25 protein-coding genes are annotated in these 26,124 nt (G+C 59.2%); 15 read left to right on the forward strand and 10 right to left on the reverse strand.

Annotation, left to right across the window (positions count from 1 at the left end; translation table 11 throughout):
* Positions 1-885, forward strand: coding sequence for a formate/nitrite transporter family protein (locus AB4N43_RS18705; RefSeq protein ID WP_027926604.1), 885 nt, complete (start codon positions 1-3; stop codon positions 883-885).
* Positions 886-1,000: 115 nt separating this feature from the next.
* Here AB4N43_RS18705 and AB4N43_RS18710 read toward each other — a convergent pair whose 3' ends face one another.
* Positions 1,001-2,170: an MFS transporter gene (locus tag AB4N43_RS18710; protein WP_027926605.1), complete on the reverse strand. Its 1,170-nt coding sequence runs from the start codon at positions 2,168-2,170 to the stop codon at positions 1,001-1,003.
* A 219-nt stretch (positions 2,171-2,389) separates the two neighbouring features.
* On the opposite strand from AB4N43_RS18710, the gene AB4N43_RS18715 reads away from it, so the two are divergent.
* Positions 2,390-3,223, forward strand: coding sequence for an EamA family transporter (locus AB4N43_RS18715; protein ID WP_027926606.1), 834 nt, complete (start codon positions 2,390-2,392; stop codon positions 3,221-3,223).
* 39 nt (positions 3,224-3,262) lie between these two features.
* Positions 3,263-3,646, forward strand: a complete 384-nt coding sequence (locus AB4N43_RS18720) for an MAPEG family protein (protein WP_027926607.1) — start codon at positions 3,263-3,265, stop codon at positions 3,644-3,646.
* Positions 3,647-3,767: 121 nt separating this feature from the next.
* Here AB4N43_RS18720 and mltA read toward each other — a convergent pair whose 3' ends face one another.
* Positions 3,768-4,952 carry a murein transglycosylase A gene (mltA, locus tag AB4N43_RS18725; RefSeq protein ID WP_027926608.1) on the reverse strand — a complete coding sequence of 395 codons (1,185 nt, stop codon included), beginning with the start codon at positions 4,950-4,952 and terminating at the stop codon, positions 3,768-3,770.
* Positions 4,953-5,079: 127 nt separating this feature from the next.
* On the opposite strand from mltA, the gene AB4N43_RS18730 reads away from it, so the two are divergent.
* Entirely contained in the window at positions 5,080-5,529 is a 450-nt protein-coding gene (locus tag AB4N43_RS18730) for a c-type cytochrome (protein WP_027926609.1), read from the forward strand.
* A 57-nt stretch (positions 5,530-5,586) separates the two neighbouring features.
* Here the strand turns inward: AB4N43_RS18730 and AB4N43_RS18735 are convergent, their stop codons facing one another.
* The 4 genes from AB4N43_RS18735 to AB4N43_RS18750 all read right to left on the reverse strand — a co-directional run bounded on the left by AB4N43_RS18735 (position 5,587) and on the right by AB4N43_RS18750 (position 10,155).
* Positions 5,587-5,982 (reverse strand): DUF1090 domain-containing protein, encoded by a 396-nt coding sequence (locus AB4N43_RS18735; RefSeq protein WP_027926610.1) that lies wholly within the window; start codon positions 5,980-5,982, stop codon positions 5,587-5,589.
* 97 nt (positions 5,983-6,079) lie between these two features.
* Positions 6,080-7,753: an NAD-dependent DNA ligase LigB gene (ligB, locus tag AB4N43_RS18740; RefSeq protein WP_059182031.1), complete on the reverse strand. Its 1,674-nt coding sequence runs from the start codon at positions 7,751-7,753 to the stop codon at positions 6,080-6,082.
* Between the two features lie 197 nt (positions 7,754-7,950).
* A complete protein-coding gene (gene metK / locus AB4N43_RS18745; protein ID WP_008033298.1) occupies positions 7,951-9,141 on the reverse strand; it encodes a methionine adenosyltransferase in 1,191 nt (396 codons plus the stop codon).
* 18 nt (positions 9,142-9,159) lie between these two features.
* On the reverse strand, positions 9,160-10,155 hold the full coding sequence (locus AB4N43_RS18750; RefSeq protein ID WP_027926613.1) for an ArsR/SmtB family transcription factor: 996 nt from the start codon (positions 10,153-10,155) through the stop codon (positions 9,160-9,162).
* Positions 10,156-10,428: 273 nt separating this feature from the next.
* On the opposite strand from AB4N43_RS18750, the gene tkt reads away from it, so the two are divergent.
* The 7 genes from tkt (at position 10,429) to AB4N43_RS18785 (ending at position 17,267) form a co-directional block, all read left to right on the forward strand.
* The gene (gene tkt, locus AB4N43_RS18755; protein ID WP_027926614.1) at positions 10,429-12,426 is read left to right on the forward strand and encodes a transketolase; all 1,998 of its coding nucleotides are present in this window, start codon (positions 10,429-10,431) and stop codon (positions 12,424-12,426) included.
* Positions 12,427-12,601: 175 nt separating this feature from the next.
* Positions 12,602-13,663, forward strand: coding sequence for an erythrose-4-phosphate dehydrogenase (gene epd, locus AB4N43_RS18760; protein WP_027926615.1), 1,062 nt, complete (start codon positions 12,602-12,604; stop codon positions 13,661-13,663).
* A 17-nt stretch (positions 13,664-13,680) separates the two neighbouring features.
* Positions 13,681-14,844: a phosphoglycerate kinase gene (locus AB4N43_RS18765; protein ID WP_027926616.1), complete on the forward strand. Its 1,164-nt coding sequence runs from the start codon at positions 13,681-13,683 to the stop codon at positions 14,842-14,844.
* A 34-nt stretch (positions 14,845-14,878) separates the two neighbouring features.
* Complete coding sequence (locus tag AB4N43_RS18770; RefSeq protein WP_027926617.1) at positions 14,879-15,100, forward strand: hypothetical protein; 222 nt, start codon at positions 14,879-14,881, stop codon at positions 15,098-15,100.
* A 56-nt stretch (positions 15,101-15,156) separates the two neighbouring features.
* Entirely contained in the window at positions 15,157-15,489 is a 333-nt protein-coding gene (locus AB4N43_RS18775) for an MliC family protein (RefSeq protein ID WP_059182035.1), read from the forward strand.
* 128 nt (positions 15,490-15,617) lie between these two features.
* A complete protein-coding gene (fba, locus tag AB4N43_RS18780; RefSeq protein WP_007975467.1) occupies positions 15,618-16,682 on the forward strand; it encodes a class II fructose-bisphosphate aldolase in 1,065 nt (354 codons plus the stop codon).
* Between the two features lie 348 nt (positions 16,683-17,030).
* The gene (locus AB4N43_RS18785; RefSeq protein WP_059182038.1) at positions 17,031-17,267 is read left to right on the forward strand and encodes a ubiquitin-like protein; all 237 of its coding nucleotides are present in this window, start codon (positions 17,031-17,033) and stop codon (positions 17,265-17,267) included.
* Between the two features lie 113 nt (positions 17,268-17,380).
* Here AB4N43_RS18785 and AB4N43_RS18790 read toward each other — a convergent pair whose 3' ends face one another.
* A complete protein-coding gene (locus tag AB4N43_RS18790; RefSeq protein WP_059182039.1) occupies positions 17,381-17,674 on the reverse strand; it encodes a hypothetical protein in 294 nt (97 codons plus the stop codon).
* 627 nt (positions 17,675-18,301) lie between these two features.
* Complete coding sequence (locus AB4N43_RS18795) at positions 18,302-18,970, reverse strand: polysaccharide lyase family 7 protein (protein WP_027926622.1); 669 nt, start codon at positions 18,968-18,970, stop codon at positions 18,302-18,304.
* A 323-nt stretch (positions 18,971-19,293) separates the two neighbouring features.
* Here AB4N43_RS18795 and AB4N43_RS18800 point away from each other — a divergent pair, with 323 nt between their 5' ends.
* From AB4N43_RS18800 to AB4N43_RS18810, 3 genes are read left to right on the forward strand one after another with little or no spacing between them, the layout of a single operon-like run.
* On the forward strand, positions 19,294-21,417 hold the full coding sequence (locus AB4N43_RS18800) for a putative bifunctional diguanylate cyclase/phosphodiesterase (RefSeq protein WP_027926623.1): 2,124 nt from the start codon (positions 19,294-19,296) through the stop codon (positions 21,415-21,417).
* A 45-nt stretch (positions 21,418-21,462) separates the two neighbouring features.
* Complete coding sequence (locus tag AB4N43_RS18805) at positions 21,463-21,954, forward strand: M48 metallopeptidase family protein (protein ID WP_027926624.1); 492 nt, start codon at positions 21,463-21,465, stop codon at positions 21,952-21,954.
* 25 nt (positions 21,955-21,979) lie between these two features.
* Positions 21,980-22,276 carry a winged helix-turn-helix domain-containing protein gene (locus AB4N43_RS18810; protein WP_027926625.1) on the forward strand — a complete coding sequence of 99 codons (297 nt, stop codon included), beginning with the start codon at positions 21,980-21,982 and terminating at the stop codon, positions 22,274-22,276.
* A 97-nt stretch (positions 22,277-22,373) separates the two neighbouring features.
* Here the strand turns inward: AB4N43_RS18810 and AB4N43_RS18815 are convergent, their stop codons facing one another.
* Positions 22,374-22,826 carry a GNAT family N-acetyltransferase gene (locus AB4N43_RS18815; RefSeq protein WP_027926626.1) on the reverse strand — a complete coding sequence of 151 codons (453 nt, stop codon included), beginning with the start codon at positions 22,824-22,826 and terminating at the stop codon, positions 22,374-22,376.
* Positions 22,827-23,082: 256 nt separating this feature from the next.
* On the opposite strand from AB4N43_RS18815, the gene AB4N43_RS18820 reads away from it, so the two are divergent.
* A complete protein-coding gene (locus AB4N43_RS18820; protein ID WP_027926627.1) occupies positions 23,083-23,820 on the forward strand; it encodes a substrate-binding periplasmic protein in 738 nt (245 codons plus the stop codon).
* Between the two features lie 25 nt (positions 23,821-23,845).
* Here the strand turns inward: AB4N43_RS18820 and yccS are convergent, their stop codons facing one another.
* A complete protein-coding gene (yccS, locus tag AB4N43_RS18825; protein WP_027926628.1) occupies positions 23,846-26,029 on the reverse strand; it encodes a YccS family putative transporter in 2,184 nt (727 codons plus the stop codon).
* Positions 26,030-26,124 lie beyond the last annotated feature (95 nt).

Below are 26,124 nucleotides of genomic sequence, written 5' to 3' on the forward strand. Positions count from 1 at the left end.
ATGGACACCCCAAAAGACGGCAAGACCCCGAACCTCTCGGCTGAAGAACAGCACGACGTCGACAAAAACCAGCCGCCCCGTGCGGCCGTACTGCACGAAATCATTCGGACACAGGGTGACCAGGAACTCGAGCGCAGCATCGCTGCGTTGTGGTGGTCGGCGCTGGCCGCCGGCCTGACCATGGGCCTGTCGCTGATGGCCATGGGATTGCTCAACTCGCGGCTGCCGGACGGCGAGCACTTCAAGGTGATCGCCAGTTTTGGCTACTGCGCCGGTTTTCTTGCGGTGATCCTCGCCCGCCAGCAGTTATTCACCGAAAACACCCTGACCGCCGTGTTGCCGGTCATGACCCAACCCACACTGAACAACTTCGGCCGATTACTGCGCCTGTGGACGGTAGTGCTGGGAGGCAACCTGTGCGGCACGTTGCTGGTGGCCTACGTGATGCTGAACCTGCCGATTTTCGACAGCAAAACCGACCTGGCCTTCCTCGAAATCGGCCGCAAAGTCATGGAAAACCACGCCAGCCAGATGTTCGCCAAGGGCATCGTTTCGGGCTGGATGATCGCCACCATGGTCTGGATGATTCCGTCCATGGAGAGCGCGAAGATGTGGATCATCATCCTCATCACCTACCTTATGGCGCTGGGTGACTTCACTCACATCGTGGTCGGTTCGGCCGAGGTGTCGTACCTGGTGTTTGCCGGCGAGTTGCCGTGGAAGGATTTCTGGCTGGTGTTCGCCGGGCCGACGCTGGCGGGGAATATCATCGGCGGCAGCTGCATCTTTGCGCTGATCAGTCATGCGCAGATTCGCAGCGAGAGTGGGCCGCCAAAGAAGGGTGCCGATCAGGCGCCGGATTCACGCGGACGCGAAGAGAAGTAAAGACAGGTGTACCGCGTCAACTTCATCGCGAGCAGGCTCACTTCTAAAGGGAAGGACGCGGTCCCTGTAGGCGTGAGCCTGCTCGCGATAGCCGTGTGCGAAACGATGCAGCTATTCAGCCGGACACATTCACCGCAGCCGCACTCCGACGCTGCAGGTAAATAAAGAACAACGCCGTCAGCACCGTCAAACCGCTGACCAGCGCGCCGGTCCACGGCAAGTCCGCCAGGTCGGCGCCACTGGCAACTACCAGCCCACCAATCCACGCGCCCGCTGCGTTACCGAGGTTGAACGCGCTCTGATTCAGCGTCGAGCCGAGGTTGGGCGCTTCGTGTGCCTGATCGATGATCAGCAGCTGCAGAATCGGGCACAGGGCGAACGCAAAAATGCCCCACAGCACCAGCGTGATTGCCGCAGGAATCACCGAATGGCTGGTCTGCGTGAATGCCGCCAGCACCACCAGCACAGCGAGCGCCATGCCCACCAGCGAAGGCAGTAAGCGACTGTCCGCCAGTCGACCGCCGAGCATGCTGCCAGCGGTCAGGCCGACGCCAAACAACAGCAACATGATGGTCACGCCATGCGGGCTGACGCCCGTGATGTCTTGCAGGATTGGCGCGATGTAAGTGAACACGCTGAACAGACTGGTCGACGCCAGCACGCTCATGCCCAGCGCCAGCAACACATTGACCTTGCCCAGCACCTTGAACTCGCTGGCCAGATTGGCCTTGTCCATGGCGATGTGTTTCGGCAGCCAGAGCCATTGTGCGATGGCGGCAATCACACCAATCACCGAGACCGCCCAGAAGGTCGAGCGCCAGCCGGCGTACTGCCCAAGCGCGGTGCCCAAGGGCACGCCCAGCACATTGGCCAGCGTCAGGCCGGTGAACATCATCGCAATGGCTTGCGCCCGTTTGTTCGGTGCGACCAGACCGGCCGCGACCACCGAACCGATGCCGAAGAACGCACCGTGGCACAACGCAGTGACCACGCGAGCCGCCATCAAGGTGGCGTAGTTCGGCGCCAGGGCACACAGGACGTTGCCGAGGATGAACATCAGCGTCATCCCCAGCAATGTTGCCTTGCGCGGCATGTTGGCCGTGCCGACCGCAAGGATCGGCGCGCCGAACACCACGCCCAGGGCGTAGCCGGTGATCAGCAGGCCGGCGTGTGGAATGCTGACGGCGAGGTCGCGAGCGACGTCGGGCAGCAGGCCCATGATGACGAATTCAGTGGTGCCGATGCCGAATGCGGCAACAGCGAGGGCAAGCAAGGCGAGTGGCATGCGCAAGGTCTCTGTCGGTAGTCTTGACGCTTTGATCAGGCATACGCATGCCGATGACCGTTCTCGGTGAGAGCGGGCTTGGGCAGAAATTTTTGGAATTAGTCTGTGCGCAACTGAGTGCGGCGTGGTCGCTTGCAGTATAAACAGCTGCTGACATATCGCGAATCAATTATCCGGGCGCGTCCCGCCGGAAATAAAAAACAAATGAAGGAGTAGGCCGTGCTTGCAACAGCACTGGTGTTAGTCGCGGCACTGTTGCATGCGGCGTGGAATACCCTGATCAAATTCAGTGCCGAACGTTTGTTGGTGGTGGCCTGCATGGACAGCGTGGCGATGTTGTTTGTCGCCGTGATGCTGCCGTTTGTGAACGTGCCGCCCATCGACATCTGGCCGTGGATTCTAGCCTCGGCGGCGTTCGAATTGCTGTATCGCTATCTGCTGATTCAGGCCTATCGGGTCGGTGATCTGGGGCTGGTCTATCCTTTGATGCGCGGGCTGTCGCCGTTGGTGGTGCTGGCCTTGACACTGATCTTTGCCGGGGAAGTGCTGACGAATCAGCAGATCTTCGGAATCCTGCTGATCCCGTTCGGCATGCTGTGCCTGCTGTGGCAGGGCGGTGGCGGCGCACGTTTGCCGTGGTCGATGCTGCCGGTGGTGGCGCTGATCGGTCTGTGCATCGGCTGCTACACGTTCATTGACGGCCAGGCGTTGCGGCGCTGGTCACACCCGCTGGATTACCTGGTCTGGGTCACGTTGCTGAGTGCCTGGCCATTTCCGTTGCTGGCGCTGGTGCGCAAGCGGCCGGCGTTCATGCTGTTCTGGCGGGAGCAATGGCGGCTGGGGCTGGCGGTCGGGTTTTGCGTGTTGTTCAGTTACGCTTTGGTGCTGTGGGCCATGCAGCTGGGCTCGATTGCCGAAGCGGCGGCGTTGCGTGAGATCAGCGTAATACTGGTGGTGCTGTTCGGCATGCGCTATCTGAAAGAACCTTTCGGTCGGCCACGGCTCTTAGCCTGTGGGCTGGTGCTGATCGGCATCCTGGTGATGAAGTTTTAACCGAAACCCGAATTTCCAAACTGAAGAAAGGACTGCTTTATGACGGTTGCGCTGTGGTGCATTTTGATCGCGATTTTCCTGCCTTATGTCTGCACGGCGATTGCCAAGGCCGGTGGTCGGTATGGGCTGAGAGACAACCATGATCCCCGGGACTTTCTCGAGTCACTCAATGGTTTGGCTCGACGCGCGCATGCTGCGCAACTGAACAGTTTTGAAGTGACCCCGGCGTTCGCGGCAGCGGTGATCGTGGCGCACCTGGCTGGCAATGCCGAGCTGGTGACGATCAATGTGCTGTCGGTGTTGTTCATCACCAGCCGGTTGCTGTACATCATTTGCTACCTGGCGGACTGGGCGGTATTGCGGTCGTTGGTGTGGTTTGTGGGGATGGGGTTGATTGTGAGTTTCTTTGTGGTGTCTGTTTAAAAGTCGGTGATTTTGCTGGCCTCATCGCGAGCAGGCTCACGCCTACAAGGTTTGTGATCACTGAAGATCAATTGTAGGAGTGAGCCTGCTCGCGATAGCTATCTAATTGCCCATGCACATCTCAGGGTTTGGTGTTCGCCGCATCAGCTACCTGAGGCACCTGTGGCAACGCCGCACCTTTAGGCCACAACATCCAGATCTGCCCCTGCTGCTTCATGTCCCCGGCCAATTGCCCGGCCGCCTCGCCTGTGCCCCAGAACAGATCCGCACGTACTTCGCCGGCAATCGCGCCGCCGGTATCCTGAGCCGCCACCGGGCGAACCAGTGCAGTGCCATCCGGTTTGGTGGTGGATAACCACAACAGACTGCCCAGCGGAATGACCTTGCGGTCCACCGCCGCGCTAAAGCCGGCAGTGAGCGGCACATTCAACGAGCCGCGCGGTCCTTCGTTACTGTCCGGGTTGCGGGTGAAAAACACATAGCTGGGGTTGCTGCCGAGCAGTTCGGGAATGCGCGTCGGGTTGGCCTTGGCCCAATGGCTGATCGCGCCCATGGTCACGTCTTCTTTCTTCAGCTCGCCTTGCTCCACCAGCCAGCGGCCGATGGGACGGTACGGATGGCCGTTCTGGTCGGCGTAAGCGATGCGCAGCTGGCGACCGTCATCGAGCTGAATACGCCCCGAGCCCTGGATTTGCAGGAATTGCAGGTTCATCGGATCGGTCAGCCAGGCCACCACCGGGGCCTTGACCCCTTTGCTCTCAATAGTTGCCGCATCGTCATAAGGCTTGAGCACTCGCCCTTCCAGTCGACCGCGCAGGCGCTTGCCCTTGAGTTCCGGGTAGAGGCTGTCCAACGAGACAATGATCATGTCTTCGGGTACGCCATACACCGGGATATTTGCTGCTGCGGTTTGGGTCAAGCTGCCGGGGTAGACCGGTTCGTAGTAGCCGGTGATCAAGCCGTTGGGGTTGTCATTGGCGGCTCGCAGGCCATAGACGTCCAGATTCTGTTTGAGGAAATCGCGAATATCGGTGGCGGTTTGCGGCACGTTGGCGGAGGCGGTGCAGGTTGCACCCCAGACCGGGTCGGCCTTGAGCCGGGTGCACGCGCTGCGCCACGAACCGAAGCCGGCGACCAGATCGCTGTCGGACACCGCCGGCAGCGCTTCCCAGGTGGCACTGGAATAGGTAGCGAGTGCATGGGTTTTTGGCTTGTTGTTATCGCCGCCGGTGCAGCCGGCGAGGACGGCCACCATTGGAAGAGTCCACGCGAGGTGGTGACGCCATGCCTTGAAACGGCTGTTCATGGAGTAATTCCTTTGCCGGTTGCCTGAGTGCTCCATGCGCTCAAACAACCCGTATTGATAATAGGGCTATTGGTCTTTGTCGATGACGCGAGGATACTGGCGGCCGTTCCCGTGACCTGAAGCCACCATGACTCTTAAAAGACTTTCTGTTGTATTGCTGGCCTGCCTGACGTTGTCCGCTTGCGGCGGTGTCGATCCGAATTCGCCGCTGGGTCAGCGCAAGGCGATTTTCAAGCAGATGCTCAAGACCGGCGAAGACCTGGGCGGCATGTTGCGTGGCCGCATTCCGTTTGATGGTCAGAAATTCGCCGACGGCGCCGTGAAACTCGATGCGCTGTCCCATGAGCCGTGGAAACATTTTCCACAGGTGCGCGAAGAAGATCACACCAGCGCCAAGGACAACGTCTGGCAACAGCAGGCTCGTTTTCAGGAAATGTCCCGCAACCTTGAAGCCGCCACCGGTGAATTGGTGATCGCCAGCCAGGTTCAACCTTACAAGGCCAGCAACCTGGGGCCGGCGGTGCAGAAAGTCGAAGATGCCTGCAGTGCTTGCCATAAACAGTTTCGGGATCATTGATTCTCGCTGGCTAATTGATCGTTCCCCACGCTCTGCGTGGGAACCATCACTACCGAGCTACTTATCCAGTTCGTCGAGTGCGTCCTGCAATTCCTTGCGGGACTCGGCGAGTTTGTCTTTGCGTTTGTTGATCTTGTCGGGGTCGCCTTTTTTCATGGCGCTGTCGAGGTCGGCCTGACGTTTGCTGACTTCATGCTTGGCGTCGAGGACTTTGTTTTCCCGTTCTTTCTTCAGCGAGGCGTCGGTGCAATGCGCCGTGACTTCGCTCAAGGCGGTTTCCAGGCCAGCTTGCTGATCGGCGTTGCCGTGTGACTTGGCCAGTTCGATCTGGTTGATGATGCCCTGTTTCTTGGCTGCGCAGCCGGTCAGTTCCGGCGCTTCTTCGGCCGCCATCAGTGGAGCGGCCAGCACGCTGCAGAGGGTCAACAGGGCTAGCGGTGAAAGAAATTTCATAAAAGCTCCATGCGCAAAGGCAAGCGGGTCGGTGTGGCAATGGGCGTTGGAGCGCATCGGCCCCTGGGGGTTCCCGGCTGCCGTGGATTGTAGGTCTCTAGAAACCGTCAATCCCGGCAACCCTTAATGTTTCACTCAAGGCCAGGACCTGCGGGTCGCGGAAAAACGCGCTCAATTGCGCCGCACGTCCCGGGCCGATACCGGCTTCAGCCTGCCATCGTTCGGTGTTTCGGTTCGCCATTGCCTGCCATGAATCGGCAAGCTGCGCCTGCCCCATCGGTGGTAAACCCAAGGCTTTCAGCCAACGACTGAAGGGACGCTGTCGAGCACTGTTGAAACTGTTCAAAAGACGAGCGCTGCTGCGTTCGCCGAAGCCGTTAATGGTAGCAAGCTCTTGAGCATCGAAGGTCAACCAATCCAGAAGGCTATTCAGACGGCCTGTTTCTAAAAGTTTCTCCCAGGTGCCGGGGCCGACATGGGGCAAAGCCAGCCCCTGCTTGCCGCTGAGCCAGGTTAGTCGTGCGAGGAATTGGCTTTCACACCCCGGCGTCGGCTGCCAGCAACTCAAATGATGGAAGTCGGCTGCCAGCGGGACGCTCACCTCAGCCCGTTCGGTACTGCGCAGTACAACGCTGTCGAGTCTGGGAATGGTCAGTCCGGCCAGGCTGATGGACACCTGATCGCCGGGGCGGATGTCCAGTTTCTCCCAGCGCTGCAAGGAGCTGACGCTCACGCGTTTGATCTGTCGGTCATCGAGCGTCACCGGTTTCAGGTTCAGTACCGGTGTGATTCGCCCGGTGCGCCCAACCTTGAAGTCGACTGTTCGCACCTCGGCCAGTACCTGCGCGAAAGGGTATTTCCAGGCGACGGCCCAAAAGGGTGATTTCGCCTGCCAGCGTTCGGCCGAGGGGCGCAGGCTTTGGCGCAGGACGACACCGTCGCTGGCAAACGGCAGCGGCGAGCGATACCAGTGATCGCGCCAGCGTTGCGCATCAGCCATTGTCCTGACCGGTTGGCTATAGGGCAAAGTGCCTGGGAACCCCAGCCCATCCAGAGCCGCTATTCGTTCAGGCAAATGGGTCGGACCTTGTGGCCAGTCCCAGACAAACAATCCGATACCGGCGGCTTGTTCAGGCGCGAGTACCTTGCGTGCCATCAGACCGGCTACGGTGGAGCGGGCATTTTGGCTGCCGGCCTTGACTTGTATGTGGTCGGTCAGCTGCCAATAGAGTTCGCCTTGCACCAGTATGTCCACGGGTTGTGCGAGTTGCCGGGGGATACCGGGGATCAGGCGAGCCGAGGCCGTCCAGTCCTGGCCATTGATGCCATCGCCACGGCTGATTGCCTGATGCAGCAAGCCGTTGCGATAGGTCAGTGTCACGGCCACGCCATCGACTTTGGGTTGTACCCAGATGTCTTCGCGACCGCGCAGCCAGTTTTCCACAGTCTGTCCATCGCGGAGTTTGTCGAGGCCGGTGTGGGCGATGGGGTGGGCGATCTTGCCAGCGGCAGTGCGCAAGGGTTCGGGTGCGAGACCCAAGTCAAAGCACTCACGCCATTCAATCAATTGTGCGCGGGACTGATCGTAGATTTCATCGGCGACCAGCGAGCGTCCTCCCCGGTGGTAGTGGTCGTCCCAGAAATCGATTTGTTTTTGCAGGGCGGTGATTTCGTCCAAGGCGCGTGCGGGTGGCCAGTCGGGGCAGTCGGCAGCGTTTGAGCTCAGGCAAAACACGGTCAGGAAGACAGCGGGCATCAGGCGTAGAAGCATCGTGAGCATCCTTGCTCAAGTGGGATGCTGGAAGGCTAGTCAATATTTTCGGGCGGGAAGGGTGGGTGTTTTGCCTGGTGTTTCAGGGGTGACCGGGCGGGCCTGCTCGCGATGGCAGCGACTCGGTGCAAAGCGAAAGACAATAAAAAGCCCCGCACGGCGAACCGTGCAGGGCTTTGGGTACCGCCGGGGAAGTCTTACAGACCGGCAGCCGAACGCAGGTCGTCGGCGCGGTCGGTTTTTTCCCAGGTGAACGTGGTGAAGGTGTCTTCGCCCACGGTCTTGGTCGCCGGGGTGCGACCGAAGTGGCCGTACGCAGCGGTTTCCTGGTACATCGGGTGCAGCAGGTCGAGCATGGTGGTGATTGCGTATGGACGCAGGTCGAATACTTCGCGAACCAGTTTGACGATTTTGTCGTCGCTGATTTTGCCGGTGCCGAAGGTGTTCAACGAGATCGACGTAGGCTGGGCAACACCAATCGCGTAGGAAACCTGAATCTCGCAGCGCTCGGCCAGGCCGGCAGCCACGATGTTCTTGGCCACATAACGACCGGCGTAGGCGGCCGAACGGTCAACCTTCGATGGGTCTTTACCGGAGAACGCGCCGCCACCATGGCGAGCCATGCCGCCGTAGCTGTCGACGATGATCTTGCGACCGGTCAGGCCGCAGTCGCCAACCGGGCCACCGATGATGAACTGGCCAGTCGGGTTGATGTGGAACTGGGTGTCTTTGGTCAGCAGCTCGGCAGGCAGTACGTGCTTGACGATCAGCTCCATCACGCCTTCGCGCAGGTCTTTGTACGACACTTCAGGGTTGTGCTGGGTCGACAGAACAACGGCGTCGATACCGACAACCTTGCCGCCTTCGTAGCGGCAAGTCACTTGCGACTTGGCGTCCGGGCGCAGCCAAGGCAGCAGGCCGGATTTACGGGCTTCGGCTTGGCGTTGAACGAGCTGGTGCGAGAAGGTGATCGGTGCTGGCATCAGCACGTCGGTTTCGTTGCTCGCGTAGCCGAACATCAGGCCCTGGTCGCCGGCACCCTGATCTTCAGGCTTGGCACGGTCAACACCCTGGTTGATGTCTGGGGACTGCTTGCCGATGATGTTCATCACACCGCAAGTGGCGCCGTCGAAGCCGACATCGGAGCTGTTGTAGCCGATGTCCAGAATGACGTTACGCACGATTTCTTCCAGATCGACCCAGGCCGACGTGGTCACTTCACCGGCGATGATTGCAACGCCGGTCTTTACCAGAGTCTCGCACGCCACACGGGCGAACTTGTCTTCAGCAATGATGGCGTCCAGCACCGCATCGGAAATCTGGTCGGCGATTTTGTCCGGATGTCCTTCAGACACGGACTCGGAGGTGAAGAGGGAGTATTCGCTCATCTCGATGTTTTCCTGAATTTACCGATGGTGAGTGTCGCCAGCCGGTCGCTGAAAATGGCGGACCTGGATCTGGAAACCATTACGTAAGCCTACATAGAGGCTTTCCCCGGGAACGAGTCCCGCAGCGGTGGCCCAACGGGCCAAATCGTCCTGTTCAAACCCCAACCAGAGATCACCGCAGGCCTCCCTGGCCCAACTCTGGTTGTGGCTACATAACTCTGTCACGAGCAGGCTACCGCCCGGTTGCAGCAAGTCGGCCATGTGCTTGAGCGCTTCGGCCGGCGCGGCGAAATGGTGCAATACCATGTTCAGTACAACGCAATCGGCCTGAAGACTGACACCGTTCAATGCATCGGCCAATTGCAGGCTGACGTTAGCCAGCTTTTCACGTTCGCAGACCTGGCGCGCCAGTTCGAGCATCGCCGGGCTGTTGTCCAGCGCAGTGACTTCAGCGAAACGGCGCGCCAGTTCCGGCAGAAATTCGCCGTCACCGGGGCCGACTTCAATGGCCGTGGCGCCTTTGCCGAAACCCAGCTTGTCGAGCAAGGCCACCACGCTTTCGCGGTATTGCGGCAGGCCGGCGATCAAGTCTTGCTGGGCGCGAAATTTCTCCGCAACTCGTGAGAAAAAGTCCTGGCTGGCCGCCGCTCGTTGCCCGTGCACCTGACCAATCCGCGACTGCACATCAGTCGGCAGGGTCAGGTTGTCCACTTCTTCCAGCAGGGCGGCGTGCAGCTTGCCGCCCAGCAGGTCGGTGTGGGGCAGCGCACGACGGTAGAAAATCGCGTTGCCTTCACGGCGGGTCGCCACCAGGTCGGCCTGGGCCAAGACCTTGAGGTGATGACTCATGCCGGATTGGCCGATGCCGAAGATCTGCGCCAGTTCCAGCACACCGAACGAATCGTTGGCCAGGGCGCGCAATACATTCAGACGCAGAGGGTCGCCGCCGGCCTTGCAGAGGGCCGCCAGCTCGTCGCAATCGTCATGTTGAATGGAAGGCACGCGTAAATTCATAAGGCCAGCAGTCTAGTGACGGGTCGAAATCACTGCAAGAGCAATATCAAAAAGTTTTGATATTGCTCGATAGATAGCACTTCTCGACGTTAGGTTCTGTCAACAAACGGACAGCGGAAAGGTTTCACCCGTCGAAACCGCCGTTATCACATGGAAAAACGCCTCCAGATGACTATCTGTCATTGCCCCGAGGCGGCCCGGTGAGGGAAAATGCTCGCCTTTTTTCCGATTCGTTTTATTCACTCTCGATTCAATATCCGCAGGAGAACAGCGATGCCCAGCCGTCGTGAGCGTGCCAACGCCATTCGTGCCCTCAGCATGGATGCCGTGCAAAAAGCCAACAGCGGCCATCCCGGTGCCCCTATGGGTATGGCGGATATCGCCGAAGTACTTTGGCGTGACTACCTGAAGCACAACCCGAGCAATCCATCGTTCGCCGACCGTGACCGCTTCGTGCTGTCCAACGGCCACGGTTCGATGTTGATCTACTCGCTGCTGCACCTGACCGGCTACGACCTGTCGATCGATGACCTGAAAAACTTCCGCCAGCTGCACAGCCGCACCCCGGGTCACCCGGAATTCGGCTACACGCCAGGCGTTGAAACCACCACCGGTCCACTGGGCCAAGGCCTTGCGAACGCCGTCGGTTTTGCCCTGGCAGAAAAAGTCCTGGCGGCGCAGTTCAACCGTCCGGGCCACAACGTTGTCGACCATCACACCTACGTGTTCCTGGGTGATGGTTGCATGATGGAAGGCATTTCCCACGAAGTCGGCTCCCTGGCCGGTACTTTGGGCCTGGGCAAGCTGATCGCTTTCTACGATGACAACGGCATCTCCATCGACGGCGAAGTCGAAGGCTGGTTCACCGACGACACGCCGAAGCGTTTCGAAGCCTACAACTGGCAAGTGATCCGCAACGTCGACGGTCATGACCCGGAAGAGATCAAGACCGCGATTGAAACCGCGCGCAAAAGCGATCAGCCAACCCTGATCTGCTGCAAGACCACCATCGGTTTCGGTTCGCCGAACAAGCAAGGCAAAGAAGACTGCCACGGCGCCCCGTTGGGTGACGCGGAAATCGCTCTGACCCGCAAGGCACTGAACTGGAACTACGCACCTTTCGAAATTCCAGCTGACATCTACGCCGAGTGGGACGCCAAGGAAGCCGGTCGCGCGACTGAAGCCGAGTGGGATCAGCGTTTCGCTGCTTACTCCGCTGAATTCCCTGAACTGGCCAACGAACTGGTGCGTCGCCTGAGCGGCGAGCTGCCGGCTGACTTCGCTGAAAACGCCTCGGCTTATATCGCTGAAGTCGCGGCCAAGGGCGAAACCATCGCCAGCCGTAAAGCCAGCCAGAACGCACTGAATGCCTACGGCCCGCTGTTGCCTGAACTGCTGGGCGGCTCCGCTGACCTGGCCGGTTCCAACCTGACCCTGTGGAAAGGTTGCAAAGGTGTTACGGCTGAAGACGCCAGCGGCAACTACATGTACTACGGCGTTCGCGAATTCGGCATGAGCGCGATCATGAACGGCGTGGCGCTGCACGGCGGTCTGGTGCCTTACGGCGCGACCTTCCTGATGTTCATGGAATACGCGCGCAACGCAGTACGCATGGCTTCGCTGATGAAGAAGCGCGTGGTGTTCGTCTACACCCACGACTCCATCGGTCTGGGCGAAGACGGCCCGACTCACCAGCCAATCGAGCAACTGACCAGCCTGCGCAGCACGCCGAACCTTGACACCTGGCGCCCGGCCGACGCCGTTGAATCGGCCGTGTGCTGGAAGCTGGCACTGGAACGCAAGGACGGCCCTTCGGCGCTGATCTTCTCGCGTCAGAACCTGCAGCACCAGGATCGCAACGCCCTGCAAATCGCCGACATCGCCCGTGGCGGTTACGTGTTGAAGGACTGCGACGGCGAGCCTGAGCTGATCCTGATCTCCACCGGTTCCGAAGTCGGCCTGGCGGTTCAGGCTTACGACAAGCTGACCGAACAGGGTCGCAAAGTGCGCGTTGTCTCGATGCCTTGCACCAGCGTGTTCGATGCTCAGGACGCCGACTACAAGCAAGCGGTTCTGCCGTTGCAAGTCAGCGCCCGTATCGCCATCGAAGCCGCTCACGCGGACTACTGGTACAAGTACGTGGGCCTGGAAGGTCGCGTGATCGGCATGACCACCTACGGCGAGTCGGCGCCTGCGCCTGCCTTGTTCGAAGAGTTCGGTTTCACCCTGGAAAACATCCTGGGTCAGGCTGAAGAGCTGCTGGAAGACTGATCCGGATCAGGTGTCGCCTGAGCGACGCCTTCGCGGGCAAGCCCGCTCCCACAGTGTTTTCGGTTGCTCACACATGTTGTGTACACCAACGAACCTGTGGGAGCGGGCTTGCCCGCGAAAGCGGTGGTTCGGGCAACACCACGCTAACGGTTTCACCACGGTAATCGAGAACCCCATGCCTCAACCGCGTCCTTACAAAGTTGCACTCAACGGCTACGGCCGGATTGGTCGTTGCGTCTTGCGTGCGTTGTTTGAGCGAGGCGAAAAGGCCGGGTTTGAAATTGTCGCGATCAACGATCTGGCTGACATGGCCAGCATCGAATACCTGACACGCTTCGACTCCACTCACGGGCGTTTTCCCGGCGAAGTGCGGGTTGAGGGCGATTGTCTGCATATTAATGGCGACTGCGTGAAGGTCCTGCGCAGTGCTACCCCCGAAGGCATCGATTGGGCGTCGTTGGACGTTGATCTGGTGCTGGAGTGCTCCGGCGCTTATCACACCCGTGAAGACGGCCAGCGGTTCCTCGACGCCGGCGCGCCGCGCGTGCTGTTTTCCCAGCCGATGGCCAGCGAGGCGGATGTCGACGCCACCATCGTCTACGGCGTGAACCAGGATTGCCTGACCGGCGACGAACTGCTGGTGTCCAACGCGTCCTGCACCACCAACTGCGGCGTGCCGCTGTTGCGTCTGCTGGATCAGGCCATCGGCCTGGAATACGTGTCGATCACCACCATTCACTCGGCGATGAACGATCAGCCGGTGATTGACGCCTACCATCACGAAGACCTGCGCCGTACCCGTTCGGCGTTCCAGTCGGTGATCCCGGTGTCCACCGGTCTGGCGCGCGGCATCGAACGCCTGCTGCCGGAACTTGCCGGGCGAATTCAGGCCAAAGCCGTACGAGTGCCGACGGTTAACGTGTCTTGCCTCGACATTACGATGCAGACCGTCAGCGACACCGACGCCACCGAGGTCAACCGGATTCTGCGCGAGGCCGCCACCAGTGGCCCGCTCAAAGGCTTGCTGGCCTATACCGAGTTGCCTCACGCCAGTTGTGATTTTAACCATGACCCACATTCGGCGATCGTCGATGCCAGTCAGACTCGAGTTTCCGGCCCGCGGCTGGTGAACATCCTGGCCTGGTTCGACAACGAATGGGGGTTTGCCAACCGAATGCTGGACGTTGCAGAACACTATCTGCAAACAGCTACTCCAACAGCTTCTCCAAAACAGTAATTCAGGAATTGCGACCCATGACCGTGTTGAAGATGTCCGACCTCGATCTGCAAGGTAAGCGCGTACTGATCCGCGAAGACCTCAACGTCCCAGTCAAGGACGGTGTTGTCACCAGCGATGCGCGAATCCTGGCCTCGCTGCCGACCATCAAGCTGGCCCTGGAGAAAGGCGCGGCCGTGATGGTCTGCTCGCACCTTGGCCGTCCGACCGAAGGCGAATTCTCGGCCGAGAACAGCCTCAAGCCAGTCGCTGACTACCTGAGCAAGGCCCTGGGCCGCGAAGTGCCGCTGGTCGCTGATTATCTGGGCGGCGTCGACGTGAAAGCCGGCGACATCGTGCTGTTCGAAAACGTGCGCTTCAACAAAGGCGAGAAAAAGAACGCTGACGAACTGGCCCAGCAATACGCCGCCCTGTGCGACGTATTCGTGATGGACGCCTTCGGCACCGCGCACCGTGCCGAGGGTTCGACCCACGGCGTGGCCAAGTTCGCCAAAGTCGCTGCCGCTGGCCCGTTGCTGGCCGCCGAGCTGGACGCACTGGGCAAAGCCCTCGGCGCCCCGGCCCAGCCAATGGCTGCCATCGTTGCCGGCTCCAAGGTCTCGACCAAACTCGACGTGTTGAACAGCCTGAGCCAGATCTGCAACCAGTTGATCGTTGGCGGCGGCATTGCCAACACCTTCCTGGCCGCTGCCGGTCACCCGGTCGGCAAGTCTCTGTATGAACCGGACCTGCTGGACACCGCTCGCGAAATCGCTGCCAAAGTCAGCGTGCCATTGCCGGTGGACGTTGTGGTTGCCAAGGAATTCGCTGAAAGCGCGACCGCTACCGTCAAGCTGATCGCTGATGTGGCTGCCGACGACATGATCCTGGACATCGGCCCGCAGACCGCAGCGAATTTCGCCGAGCTGCTGAAGTCGTCCAAGACCATTCTGTGGAACGGCCCGGTTGGCGTGTTTGAATTCGACCAGTTCGGCAACGGCACCAAAGTGCTGGCCCAGGCCATCGCCGAAAGCTCGGCGTTCTCCATCGCTGGCGGCGGCGACACCCTGGCGGCCATTGATAAATATGGCGTTGCGGATCAGATCTCCTACATTTCTACCGGCGGCGGCGCTTTCCTCGAGTTCGTCGAAGGCAAAGTGCTGCCAGCCGTTGAAGTCCTGGAAAGCCGGGCGAAGGCCTGAGGCCGCCCATTTGACCAGGCAAAGGAGTGTTTACATGGTCAAGACGTTAACGCTGTTGATCGCAGCGGGCATGCTGGCGGCTTGCGGAAGTAACCCGAAAGCCACGCCGGAGCCTGCGCCGCAGTCGCAGGAAAAAGGCTGCTACCAGGCCGACTGGCAAGCGGAAACCAATCCTGTGCTAAACAAGCGTTCCGGTCCCGATGGCCTGGATAAATACGAGACACAGACACCCGCCAAGGAACATGGTTGTCCTTGACGGGTCTGACTCATTACTCAGGGCTGGCGGCGTGCGCCGTCAGTCGAGGAACATGGATGAAAGGTTTTATCGCCGTTACGGCGTTGGCGTTGCTGGCCGGTTGCGCTCAGTTGAACCTGTTCCAGTCGTCCGCCCCCGTGGATAACTGGACCACCTGGACCTGTGACAGCCAGGCCAAAGTGCTGTGGCGCTACACCGACGACAGCCGCAAGGAAGTCGACGTGCGCCTCGGCGGGGCCGATCAGGTGTACCGCTTGAAGCAGGAGCCGGGCGCCGAAGGTTCGCTGTACAGCAATGACATGCTGGCGTTTCACATAAAAGGTGAGGAAGGCCTGGTTTACTGGGTCGCCACCAATGATTTGATTGGCCGCGGTTGTAAAGCGCAGTAATTGACAGATTCAGGCAACACCCGAATTCGCAGCCCGGGCTTTACCCCCGATCTGCAATAACTTGAATAGCCGCCGCCGCTACGGCAGGCTGGCACGATTAACGACCCAAACCGGGAGAGACACACACAATGGCACTTATCAGCATGCGCCAGATGCTGGACCACGCAGCCGAGTTCGGCTACGGCGTTCCAGCTTTCAACGTCAACAACCTTGAGCAGATGCGCGCCATCATGGAAGCCGCTGACAAGACTGACTCTCCGGTGATCGTCCAGGCTTCGGCCGGTGCTCGCAAATACGCCGGCGCCCCGTTCCTGCGCCACCTGATCCTGGCGGCGATCGAAGAATTCCCGCACATCCCGGTGTGCATGCACCAGGACCACGGCACCAGCCCTGACGTCTGCCAGCGCTCCATCCAACTGGGCTTCAGCTCGGTGATGATGGACGGTTCCCTGGGCGAAGACGGCAAGACTCCGACCGACTACGACTACAACGTCCGTGTTACCCAACAAACCGTGGCCATGGCTCACGCCTGCGGCGTTTCGGTAGAAGGCGAGCTGGGCTGCCTGGGTTCGCTGGAAACCGGCATGGCCGGTGAAGAAGACGGCATCGGCGCCGAAGGCGTTCTGGATCACAGCCAGATGCTGACCGACCCGGAAGAAGCCGCTGACTTCGTCAAACGCACTCAGGTTGATGCCCTGGCCATCGCCATCGGCACCAGCCACGGCGCGTACAAATTCACCAAGCCACCTACCGGCGACGTGCTGGCCATCGACCGCATCAAAGAAATCCACAAGCGCATCCCGAACACCCACCTGGTGATGCACGGTTCCTCTTCGGTTCCGCAAGAGTGGCTGGCGATCATCAACCAGTACGGCGGCGACATCAAAGAAACCTACGGCGTGCCGGTTGAAGAGATCGTCGAAGGCATCAAGCACGGCGTGCGCAAGGTCAACATTGATACTGACCTGCGTTTGGCGTCGACCGGTGCGATGCGTCGCCTGATGGCCACCAACCCGAGCGAGTTCGACCCTCGCAAGTTCTTCGGCGCGACCGTCACTGCGATGCGTGATGTGTGTATCGCTCGTTACGAAGCCTTTGGTACTGCGGGTAATGCTTCGAAGATCAAGCCGATCTCGCTGGAAGGCATGTATCAGCGTTACTTGAAGGGTGAGTTGAACGCCAAGGTTAACTAAGGCCTTTAGTGTTTTAGTTGCATAAAAAACCCGCCGAGAGGCGGGTTTTTTTATTATTTTCCGTGTTAGCTCGCGGCCTCAGACCTGCTTCCAGTTTTCAATAAGGTTTAACGGGTTGTGAGTTGGCGGGCAAGTATTCATTAGTGCGGGGGGTGTCTGTTGGTTGTCTGTTTATAAGTTATCACTATTATCGCAAATTGATATTAAAAGCTGTTATTTGTTACAGGTGATTTAACTCTGATTGCGACCTATTGTCTGCGTGTAACTCGACGGCGGAGTGAATTTAATGAGGAGATCAGTGCTCGTGGTCTACCCGCTTGGTTCTGAATTAATTTTCTGGGAGAAGATATGCAGATTTCAGTTCAGCAAGTGCAGGGCAGTGCAACAAACGTGATCCAGAAGTTTACCTTGGAGGTTGAACCATCTGACTCGATCGAAAACGTAAAAGCGAAGTGTCAGGGTAAAACAGGAGTTCCTCCAGATCAGCAGCGTTTGATTTTCTCCGGAAGACAACTGGAGGATGGCCTTACGTTGGCTGATTACAATATTGCTTCAAACTCGACGCTGCAGTTGGTCCTCCGTTGAGTAGGCGTTGTTTGAGTGTTGTTGGCGAGCTTCGAGTTTTAAGTATTAAGATTTGGTGTTTGTGCCTTTAATAAAAACCCGCTATGCGCGGGTTTTTATTGCGTGAATATTTGCTAGCGAACTTTAGGTAATTCGAACTCTCGCTGCTCGATTACCCCAAACACGTCAGCGATATCCTGGACCAGGATTCGCGCAATGTTGGTGACGGTGTTGATATCGTTTTCGGCGTAATCGGGGAGGCTGGTGCAGGCCATCAGGTTCAGGTACTTGAGGACGGCGTTGAGACGTTCGCTGACGCAGTTGTGGAGTTCGCGTAGCGGGGCGTCGCTGTCGATGAGAAGGATGGGATAGTCGGTGGACAGCTGGGACATTGGGGTAAAGCGGCGTGGCGGTTGCTGATTGCTCATGGAAAATCCTTAACTCAAAAAAGAATTTGCCACCGTCTGCTGCGAAACAAATTGGGTGGCAACTGCGCGCGGGTTCGCAGACCGAGGAGTTAAGACCCGGCAGACCAGATGGTCTCCCACGCACAGCCGCCATAAAAAGAGCACAGGCAAAGTTGCCGCGCCGTATTTTGACGGTTGTGGATCTAACTCGCTAGGGCTGCGAAACCCTATCGCCAACAATGGTCAGCGACAGGCCAACTTTAGGCAGCAATTTCGGCATTCACAACCGGGCTGTAGGACGTGCATGCGGTCATTGTGGCGAGGGAGCTTGCTCCCGTTCGGCGGGGCAGCTTCCGTAAACCGGGCGGTGTGGCGTGTCTGTGGGAAAGGAGTGGCAGGGTTTGGGGCTGCTTCGCCGCCCAGCGGGAGCAAGCTCCCTCGCCACGGCCGGAGGCGTCCTACAAGTTTTTCGGACGCTCAGTTGGTCGGTAGCAGCTGTCGAGCGTGCAAGACTGAGTTCAGCAGCGCAGCAGTCGTCTATCAGGCAACGTATTCATTCAGGCGGGCGGGGTTTACCGGGATTGCGAGGACTTCGTCCTCGGACGCAGCCTCGCAGGCTCGACAGCTGCTACAGGGGATGCGGTGTTTTTACTTGTCGTGATCAATATCCAGCTTGCTGAACGTCACTTTCCCGCCTTCGCTGGTGTACCCGGTGTGGTCTTGCACATAGACCCCGGCCTTGAAATACAGCGGCTTGTCGCGCCACGTCGCGCTGATGTTGGTGTCCCACTGGTAGCCAGCCGCGCTGATGCCCAATGCACCGCCGGGGCTCAGGTGGATGAGGTAGGAAAACTCCTGATCAAGTTTCACCCCGGTGGCGATGGTGATCACCCGACCTTCATCGTCATCCGGATGCATGCGCACTTTGGCAACGATGTTGCCGGTGGCGGTGCTGGTCTTGTACTGATACTCGACCTTCACCATCGGTCTTTGGCTTTCATACGCATGGATCTGGCCAATAACGATCTTTCCTGAACTCGGTACCTGATTCACCGCCAGCGTCGCCCGCAGGGAGTTGTCGGCGTCCGGGTAGAGCCAGTTTTTCAGGGTGCCGTTGCTGTAGGTTTCTCGAAGTTCAGTGCGGGGATACTTTGCATTGGCTGTTTTAGAGCCGGTGACGGGTGCCCAGAAAAACAAGGTGCCGGTGTCTGAGTGGAAGTATTGGTCCTTGAAGCCGTCCACCAGTTTGGCGGTTTCAACGGTATACGGCGGATTGCCAACGGGAACGCTGAGGTTCCAGGTTGCGAGATCGATCATAGACAAAGCTTCCACAAATTTTTGCTGCACGCGCGTGCCAGAAGCTCTAGCCCGCGCATCGGGGGGCGGTCTTTATAAGCGTACGAGGCCACTTTGTTAATGCCCATCCGGCAGAGATTTGGCGTCAACGTCCTGTCGAAATGCCATCTTTCCCGGTTTTCGGGGCTTTCAGGACCGACCGTTAGTCGGCAAATGAACGCGTTAGTTAAATGATGGCGCTCTGATGGCTTCTGCTTTTGTGGATCCCGGTCTAGAGTGAAGGCCTAGTATTTGTCCGGTTTTCACGAGAAACCGGCCTGACGTCCCCGAACAAGAGAAGCAGCATGGAATGCGCGCAACCCACGCCAGCCGAAGGCAACTCGGTCCTTTTAATCGTCGATGATTACCCTGAAAACCTGATCAGCATGCGCGCGTTGCTTCAGCGCCAGGACTGGCAGGTGATGACCGCGGCCTCCGGCTTTGAAGCGCTAAACCTTTTGCTCGAACACGATGTCGACCTGGTGCTGCTCGATGTGCAAATGCCGGGCATGGACGGTTTTGAAGTCGCGCGCCTGATGCGCGGCAGCCAGCGAACCCGCCTTACACCAATCATCTTCCTCACCGCCAACGAACAATCCCCGGACGCGGTGATCAAGGGCTACGCCAGCGGCGCGGTGGATTACCTGTTCAAACCGTTCGATCCGCAAATCCTCAAGCCTAAAGTCCAGGCCCTGCTGGAACACCAGCGCAATCGCCGTGCCTTGCAGCGCTTGAGCCACGACCTGGAAGTCGCACGCGCGTTTAATGCCTCGGTGCTGGAGAACGCGGCCGAAGGCATTCTGGTGGTGAGTGAGGACGGGGTTATCCAATTTGCCAACCCGGCGATGTCGCGGCTGCTGAACGCAACGGTGCAGGAGCTGCAAGGCAGGGATTTTCTGGACTTCCTGCAAAAACCGCACATCCCGGTCTGGCTGGAATCCGAAATTTATACCGGTTACCGGCGCGGCGAGACTTTGCGCCTGCATGATGCGCTGTTGCGTACTGCGCCCGGCCAACAGGTGCCGGTGGCGCTGTCATGCGCGCCATTGCCTGCGGAGCAGCACGCGATGGTGGTGACGGTGCTGGACATGTCGGTGGTGCGCCACCTGCATCAGCAGCTGGAGTTCCAGGCCGTGACCGATCCATTGACCGGCCTGCTCAATCGTCGGGGTTTCTACCAGACCGTGGAAAACCTGTTGCTGCGCGGTGAACGCACCGACAGCGCCTGGGTGCTGCTGTACCTGGACCTCGACGGCTTCAAACGGGTCAATGACTCCCTCGGCCACGATGCCGGCGACCGCGTGCTGCGCTGGGTGTCCGAGCAGTTGAAGGCCTGCTTGCGGCCGTTCGACATTCTGGCGCGGATGGGCGGCGATGAATTTACGGCGCTGCTGGACCTGGAGTTTCCCGAGCAGGCGGCGAAGATTGCGGAAAAACTCATCGAGCGGGTATCCATCTGTCAGCAGATTGATGGACTGGAAATCACTTTGGGCGCCAGCATCGGGATTGCGACGTTTCCGGATTGCGGGGCGAACCTCGACGGTTTGTTGCGGGCCTCGGACATTGCCATGTACGAAGCCAAGCGCGCGGGCCGTCAGCAGTACCGTTTCTACGATCACGAGATGAACGGCCGGGCGCGTTCGCGGCTGATGCTCGAAGAGAGCGTGCGCACGGCCATCGAAAACCGTGATTTCAATTTGGTGTACCAACCTCAAGTGTCCATTGCCAATGGACAGGTTCGCGGGTTCGAGGCGTTGCTGCGCTGGCAGCACCCGAGTGTCGGCGATGTGCCGCCGGGGCTGTTTTTGCCGTTGCTGGAAGAGGCGCGACTGATCAGTCGGCTGGGCAGCTGGATTTACCAGCGTGGAGCCGGGCAGCGAAAGGCCTGGGAAACCCTGTTTGCCGAAGATCTGGTGCTCGGCGTCAGTCTGAGCAGCACTCAGTTCGGCATGCCCAACCTGGTCACCGAGTTGCGCCAGGTGCTGGAGCGCCATGGCCTGCAACCGCGTCATCTGGAAGTCGAAGTAACGGAAGAAGCGCTGATGCAAAACCCGGAAGAAACCCATAAGACCCTGCGTCTGCTGCGCAATCTTGGGGTGCGGGTGGCTCTCGATGACTTTGGTTCCGGGCCCTGCTCGCTGGCGCATCTGCGGGACCTGGAACTGGACACGCTCAAGCTCGACCGGCATTTGATCTCCCGGCTGCCCGAGTCCTCAAGGGATGCCGCCCTGGTGCGCACTGTGATCGACCTGTGCAAGCAATATGGAATGCTGGTGATCGCCGAAGGGGTGGAAACCGTTGCGCAGTACCAATGGCTGCAAGCGAATGGCTGTGAGTACGTGCAAGGTTTTCTGGTGGCGCGACCGATGATGGCCGAGGATGTCGGCGACTTTGTGCAGCCGTTCGACTGGAGCGCACTGAACAGTTGAATTCGCTACACTGGCGACCTTTTCGTGATTCGTGTTGCCGCCCCAATGACCGCGTTGAAATACCTCCAGGCCTATCCTGCTGCATTGCAGGATCAAGTGCGCCAGTTGATCGCCGACGATCGGCTGGGCGATTACCTGACCAAGCGCTACCCGGAAAAGCACGGTGTGCAGAGCGACAAGGCGCTGTACACCTACGCGCTGGATCTCAAGCAGGAATACCTGCGCAATGCTCCAGCCATCGACAAAGTGTTGTTCGATAACCGTCTGGACCTCACGCATCGCGCCCTTGGCTTGCACACCACGATCTCGCGGGTGCAGGGCGGCAAGCTCAAGGCCAAGAAAGAAATCCGTGTGGCCTCGCTGTTCAAGGAAGCGCCTTCGGAGTTTCTGAAAATGATCGTGGTGCATGAGCTGGCGCACTTTAAAGAGTCGGATCACAACAAAGCGTTCTACAAACTCTGCGAACACATGCTGCCTGGCTATCACCAGGTGGAGTTTGACCTGCGGGTGTACCTGACCTGGCGGGACATGCAATAACGGATCAACGGCCGGGAGTGTTTGAATGGAAGTCAGCAAGACCAAGAGCAGTTTTTACCGCCGGTTGTACGTGGCGTACTTGATCGACAGCGGGCTGGCGAGCAGCGTCCCGGCCTTGACCGAAGTCACCGGCATGCCCCGGCGCACGGCGCAGGACACGATTGCGGCGTTGGCGGACCTGGACATCATTTGCGAGTTCGAACAGGAAGAAGGTGCGCGCAATCATGCGGGGCGTTATCGGATTCGTGAGTGGGGGGCGATTGATCGGGGGTGGATCGAGCGGAATTTGCGGCAGATCAAAGAGGTGCTTGAGTACCCCTAGCTTTTGCGGTGTTGCAGCTGATGCCATCGCGAGCAAGCTTGGCTCCTACAGGATTGAGGTGATCCCTGTGGGAGCGAGCTTGCTCGCGATGGGGCCCTTAAGGCCGACGCATCCCAATGTGCGGAATGCCATCCTCGACATACTCCTCACCCGCCACCACAAACCCGTACTTCCCGTAATACCCCTGCAAATGCGCCTGGGCCGACAGGTAAACCGGCATGTCCGGCCAATGTTTCTCAGCCTGCTTCAACGCCTGCGCCATCAGCTCATGCCCAATCCCGGTGCCACGGGCCGTCGGGGCAACGATCACCCGGCCAATCACCACATCTCCTCCTTGTAGCTGCGGATCGAGCAATCGCAGGTAACCCACCAGCCGATTCTCTTCCCATGCCATCAAATGGCAGGTGTCACCTTCCAGGTCCTGGCCATCGATGTCTTGATAGACGCATTTCTGCTCGACGACGAACACCTCTGAGCGCAGTTGCAGAATGGCGTACAGCTGTTCCTTGCCCAAATCGCTGTGGTGTTTGCAGATCCAGTCAATTGTCATATTCACTTTCCTTGAGCATCGTCGCTCGATACTAAGCGTCCTGAGGATCATTGTCTTTATGGCGGGGAAATCTGTGACAAAGGCCAAAATGCCATCATTCATTTCGCGCGGCGCCGTCTTCTTTGTGTAATCTTCGATGACGCGCTGTGCAATGGCTTCAATGAGCTAATGTTGAGTACCTGGCTGCCGGTACACGGGTCTTGGAGTTTGGGCTGAAAAACACGTCGGGCTACCCGCTCGCTAAGGATTTTCTAGCATGCCGCGATTGCATCGAGCTTCTGCTTTGATCGTATTGCTGTGGCTGACACAAGGCGCGGCAGCGGAAAAGCTGCGACTGGTCGCCGACGCCTGGCCGCCCTTTACCGACGCGACGCTGGTCAACGGCGGTTTGGCGACGGACATCGTCACGACCGCGCTGGCACGCGCAGGCTATGCCAGTGATTTCGAGCAGGTGCCCTGGGCCCGAGCGTTATTGGGTGTAGGCGAGGGGCGTTATGACGTGCTGGTCAACGCCTGGTACACCGCTGATCGCACCAAGCTGGGCCAGTTCTCCGGCGAATATCTGGTGAATCGTGTGCGCTTCCTGAAACGCAAAGATTCGCCGATCGAATACAACAACTTGCAGCAACTGCACACCTATCCGATTGCGATCGTGCGCGGCTACGCCTATTCGCCAGAGTTCGATGACGACGCATCACTGCAGAAAGTCCCGGTGCATAACTTTTCCATGGCCGTGCGCATGGTCGCGGCGGACCGGGTCAAGTTGACGCTGGAAGATGAGTACGTCGCCCGTTATTACCTGGCGCGTGAATCATCCAAAGTGCGTAATGCGGTGGAGTTTCTGCCCAAGCCGTTGAGTGAGAACAGCCTGCATATTTTGGTCAGTCTGAAGAACCCGCAGCATGAGCAGATCGTTGCCGGGTTTGACCGTGAGATTGCCGAGATGAAGGCGGATGGCAGTTATCAGCGGTTGATGAAACAGCATGGGATGTGAGGCTGATCCGATGCCTCCGCAAGTCTCAAGCCTCACTGGTGTCTTTGATCAAATGCGCCGCCAATGTTCGCAGCGGCCCCAGTTGCCGACAAATCAACGCCAACTGCGTCTGCACCAACCGTTGCCCTTCATCGATTTCATCGGGCATCTGCTCAAGCGAATTGGCCAGGGCCTCTTCTTCATCACTCTGAATCGCCACCGGCGTTTTGCTCGCCAGGCCTTGGGCGATCTCATCGATGCTCGCTGCCAGGCTCACGCCGGCACCCTCAATCAACTGCTCGCGAACATCCGCCGGTAGCGCCGTTTCACGGTGCGCGCCCAGCCCGGACAAATAGCTGAGCAAGGTGTGCGACAGCACCAGGAAACGAAACCCGACATCCGCTTCTTTTCGGAAGTGCCCAGGCTCCATGAGCATGTTGGCCAGCGTCGTCGACAATGCTGCGTCGGCGTTGTGCGCGTTGCGTCGAGCCAGGCGATAGGCCAGGTCGTCACTTTTGCCGGCGGCGTATTGCTGCATGATCTGGCGCAGGTAAATGCTGTTGCAGGTCAGGGTGTTGGCCAGCACTTTGTTCAGGCGTCGGCCCTGCCAGTCCGGCAGGAACAAGAACACCGCCAGCCCGGCGATCAGGCTGCCGAGCAACGTATCGAGCAGTCGCGGCAGAAACAGTCCGTACCCGTCGCCGACCTGATTGAAGCAGAACAGCACCATCAAGGTAATCGCGGCCGTGGCCAAGGTGTAGCGGGTGGTGCGGTTGATAAAGAACACCACGCCAGCGGCGATGGCGAAGCACGACTGAATCAGCGGATTCGGGAACAGATCGAACAGTGCCCAGGCCAAGGTCAGGCCGATCGCCGTGCCGATGATCCGCTGGCCGAGTTTGCGTCGGGTAGCGCCGTAGTTCGGCTGGCACACGAACAGCGTGGTGAGGATGATCCAGTAGCCTTGCGAGGGGTGAATCAAATGCACCATGCCGTAGCCGATGCTCAGCGCCAGGGGCAAACGCAGTGCATGGCGGAACAGCAGCGACGTTGGCGTCAGTTGTGTGCGCAAGCGTATCCACACATCTTTGAGGCTGCGCGGCGAACGGTCGAGCAGGCTGCTGTCGGTGGCATCGGCCAGGGCGTCCGGGTTGCTCGCGTCGCTGAGCAAGCGGTCGAGTGTCGAGAGGTTGGCCGTGAGCGCCCGCAACGAGCGCAACAGGCCGCGCCAGGCTGGGTTGCTCTGGATGCGCAGGTGTTCGATGGAGGCGTTCAGGTCGCCCAGGGCTTCGGCGAAGCTTGCGTCGTAGACGAACGGCTGACGCATCTGGATCGATTCGGCCAAGGCGCGGCACGCCTTGCCTTGTTGACGCAGCAGGCGCTGACAGCGGAACAGCACGTCGCTGTGGAAAAACGCCTCGGCGAGTGCGTTGTAGGGGTAGTGTGACGAACTGGCGCGCTCGTGGATGTCCTGGGCGAGGAAGTACAGCTTCAGGTAGCGGCTGACTTTCGAGCCCGGCCGTCCGTTGCCGACCCGGTGCAAAATGATTTCCTTGGCGGCGTTCAACGCTGCCACCACCCGACCGTTCTGCTGGGCCAGTTCCAGGCGCCGGGCTTCAACGTCCATCTGCCGGATCGGCTCGAACAGCGACGATTTCAGCTTCAGGTAGAAACCCAGCTCACGGAACAACCGCGCCAGGCTCTGCTGCACTGGCTGGTTGGAAAACATTGCCTGCCACAGCACTGACAGCAAACCGTACCAGGCCGCACCGGCCACTAGCAGCACCGGTTCATGCCAGAAGTCGGTGACGGCGCCACCGCGCTGGTCCACGCCGATCATCGTGTAGACCGACAGAATCAGCGTCGCCGAGGCAATGGCGCCATAGCGTTCGCCGAGGGCGCCAAGCATGGTCAGGCCGAAACTGGCGAGGGCCAGGGCGATGATGAAGAGGTAGGGGTAGGGGAACAGCAGTTCGACGGAGAACGCGGCGACGCTGAAGCACACCAGTGTCACGGCGAGCGCATTGAGGCGGCCCTGCCAACTGTCGTCGGTTTCGGCCAGGGCGCTGGCGATGATCCCCAGGAACAACGGGATCAGCAGGCCCATTTCATCCTGATACCAACAGACCGCCATGCTGCCGGTCAGGGCGATGAACACCCGCACGCTGTAGCTGAATTTATCCAGCGCCCAGAGGCGACGCAGAGACTGACTGAGAGGAGTCGATGACATGAAGTGCGAAGGCCTTCCGAGGCAATGACGCTAAATTGAGCCAGTAATGACGCCGACGCAATGGCGTCGATCACATCTGACAGCAAAATCTGTTC

The organism is Pseudomonas sp. S2_B07, assembly GCF_054668435.1.